This window comes from Saccharomonospora halophila 8 (genome assembly GCF_000383775.1).
GTDB classification, from domain to species: domain Bacteria; phylum Actinomycetota; class Actinomycetes; order Mycobacteriales; family Pseudonocardiaceae; genus Saccharomonospora; species Saccharomonospora halophila.
This window is the reverse complement of record NZ_KB912540.1, coordinates 33,696-36,395: the sequence shown is the minus strand read 5'-3', so window position 1 is coordinate 36,395 and position 2,700 is coordinate 33,696. Positions and strand designations below refer to the sequence as shown.

General features: G+C 73.3%; 3 protein-coding genes. 1 reads left to right on the top strand and 2 read right to left on the bottom strand.

The window, feature by feature from the left end; translation table 11 throughout:
* Positions 1–540, bottom strand: a 540-nt coding sequence (locus SACHA_RS25280) for a GOLPH3/VPS74 family protein (RefSeq protein ID WP_019809473.1), incomplete at its 3' end; no start/stop codon positions are given.
* A 178-nt stretch (positions 541–718) separates the two neighbouring features.
* Here SACHA_RS25280 and fdhD point away from each other — a divergent pair.
* Positions 719–1,564, top strand: coding sequence for a formate dehydrogenase accessory sulfurtransferase FdhD (fdhD, locus tag SACHA_RS0110385; protein WP_019809471.1), 846 nt, complete (start codon positions 719–721; stop codon positions 1,562–1,564).
* A gap of 13 nt (positions 1,565–1,577) precedes the next feature.
* Here fdhD and SACHA_RS0110380 read toward each other — a convergent pair whose 3' ends face one another.
* Positions 1,578–2,516, bottom strand: coding sequence for a sensor histidine kinase (locus SACHA_RS0110380; protein WP_019809469.1), 939 nt, complete (start codon positions 2,514–2,516; stop codon positions 1,578–1,580).
* Positions 2,517–2,700 lie beyond the last annotated feature (184 nt).

Genomic DNA, 2,700 nt, shown 5'->3' with positions numbered 1-2,700 from the left:
CGGTCCGAGCGCCCCGCCCACGGCGTCCGTCCCCGTCAGCAGCGCGATCAGCGCGGTGGTGCGCTCGTCCGGCTCCCGGCCGTCGAGGAGCACCTCCCGCAACCGGGCACGGAGGCGGTCGAGGTCCGCGGTGCCGCTCTCGGGCGCACTCCGCAGGTCGGTGGACACCGCGTGCTGCGCGAGGGCACCCACCGCGTCCTTCGGCCGCGCACTCTCCAGCGTGGTCAGCACGGCGAGCGCCGAGTCCAGAGCCGGGTGCCCGGTCGATGCGGGGTCGCGGACCACGAGCCTGCCGGTGGTGGGCGGGTCCGGCGCCCCGGCACCATCGGCACCGTCGGCATCGCCGGTTCCGTCCGGGTCCGGTGTCCGCGGCGCGGCATCCACGGGGTGCGTGCCGCCCGTGACGTCCACCCGGTCGAGCAGGGCCAGTTCGATCAGCAGCGCACCCGCCAGGGAGTACTCCCCCCGCGGTGTCGCGGTCCCGGATGCCCCGGTGTCCCCCTCGGCCAACAGCAGGGCCAGATCCTCGGCGATGAGCATGGTTGTCGAGGCTATCGGTCGCGCACCCCGGACGTGGGCCCGCGTATCCCCGGATCGACACACCCCGGGGTCTCCCCGGATCCAACACCGTGGGCGGGAGCGGGTGGTGTGGCACGCACGATGTGGGTGTCGCGGTCATGATGGAGTGGACGGGCAACCGAGCCCACAGGAGGTCGGGATGGGACGGGTGACGGTCCGCAGGCCGGTCCGCAGGGTGCGGGCGCACGGGGTGCGGAGCAGGCCGGACACGCTGGCGGTGGAGGAGCCGTTGGAGCTGCGCGTCGCGGGCCACCCGCTGGCGGTCACCATGCGCACCCCCGGCCACGACGTCGATCTCGCCCGCGGTTTCCTGCTGTCCGAGGGGGTCGTCGGTGCCCGCGAGGACATCGCCGTGGCCCGGTACTGCGACAGTGTGGACGAGGAGGGACGCAACACCTACAACGTGCTCGACGTGCTGCTCGCCGACGGCGTGCCCGCCCCGGACGTCGGTGTCGAACGCAACTTCTACACCACCTCGTCCTGTGGGGTGTGCGGCAAGGCCGCGCTCGACGCGGTCCGGCTCCGCGGCCGTTTCGACGTCTCCGCCTCCGATCTCACCGTGACGACCGGGGTGCTGGCCGGGCTGCCCGACACGCTGCGGGAGCACCAGCGCGTGTTCGCCTCGACAGGAGGCCTGCACGCGGCCGCCCTGTTCGATGCAGGCGGCGACCTCCTCGTGGTCCGGGAGGACGTCGGCAGGCACAACGCCGTCGACAAGGTGCTGGGGTGGGCGCTCGAACACGACCGGGTCCCGCTGTCCGGGGCCGGGCTGCTGCTGTCCGGGCGCGCCTCGTTCGAGCTGGTGCAGAAGGCCGCCATGGCGGGGATCGCGCTGGTCGCCGCGGTGTCCGCACCGTCGTCCCTGGCCGTGGACCTGGCCGAGGAGCGGGGGGTGACGCTCGTGGGTTTCCTGCGGGGCGCCGAGATGAACCTCTACACCGGTGACCGGGTACGCGAACCGGCCCCCGCCCACGACACCCGCTGAACCCGGGAACCGCTCACTGCCGCAGGGCGACGCGAACGGTCGTTCCCTCGGAACCGACGTGGGTCCGCACGAGATCGGCGATTTGGTTCACCAGCAGCAACCCACGCCCCCCGTCCTGGTGGGGCGTCGCGGGGCGGCGGCCCGCGAGCCGGTCGGCCGGCGTGCCCCGGTCGCTCACCTGGCACACCACTCCGTCCCCGTCCCGCCACACCCCCAGCAGTCCGCCACCGCCGCCGTGCTGGACGCTGTTGGCGCACAACTCCCCGACGACGAGCGCCACGTCCTGCAACCGCTCCCCCGCGAACCCCCCGTCGGCGGCGAAGTCGGTCGCGGTGTGCCGCGCCCGCGTGAGGCCGTCCAGGTCGAACGGGACACGGAGGGCGTCCCCGGGAACGGGCAACGGCACGTTGTGCCGTTCGAAGGCGTCCTCCGGCGCGTAGCGCGGGCTCACGTACGGTCCGTCGCCGTCGACGACGACGGCGTGGGTCGCCTCGGCGTCCACCAGCACCGAGGGTGCCAGTCGACCGGTGTCGTACGGGCACAGCAACGTCGCGGGCCGACCCTCGAACGACGCGTTGACCAGCGCCTCGTGCTGCACACAGGCGGGGTACTCGTCGTCGGTGCGGCCGCTGAAGACCGGTTCCCCCACCACCCGTACCGGTCGGGGGTGGCTGTCGGCGAACGAACGCAGCACGAGCGGGATGATGCGCCCCGGGTTCCGTCCGGCGTCCACCATGTCGATCAGCCGCACCCGCTCGGCGTCGGCGCCGAGTGCGGCGGTCAGCGCCTCCAGATTCGGTGCGGGCACGATCACCGCCACCGGTTCCCCCCGCGCCAGTCCCTCCCGGACGAACGAGACCGTGGCCGCGAGGAACTCCGCACGACCGCGGTAGAACAACGCCGAGTGCGAGAAGGTCGACCGCGTGTCGGTGTCCTCGTGCACCGCCGTCATGACCGCTCGTCCTCACCACCCGGGTACTACTGACGCGTACAGGGTATCCGTGCGCGCGGCCCGGTAAACGTCTACAGGAACGTGCGTGCGACGAAGGACATCCGACCACAGCCCCACGGCCGTCCCCACGGCGGCGACCGCGCCCCACGCGAGCAACGGCCGGTCCCGCACCGCCGCCGCGGCC

What these genes read in the sequence shown, in the direction of transcription:
- fdhD (WP_019809471.1), top strand. Translation starts at nt 719, where the DNA reads ATGGGACGGGTGACGGTCCGCAGGCCGGTCCGCAGGGTGCGGGCGCAC.
- SACHA_RS0110380 (WP_019809469.1), bottom strand. Translation starts at nt 2,516, where the DNA reads ATGACGGCGGTGCACGAGGACACCGACACGCGGTCGACCTTCTCGCAC.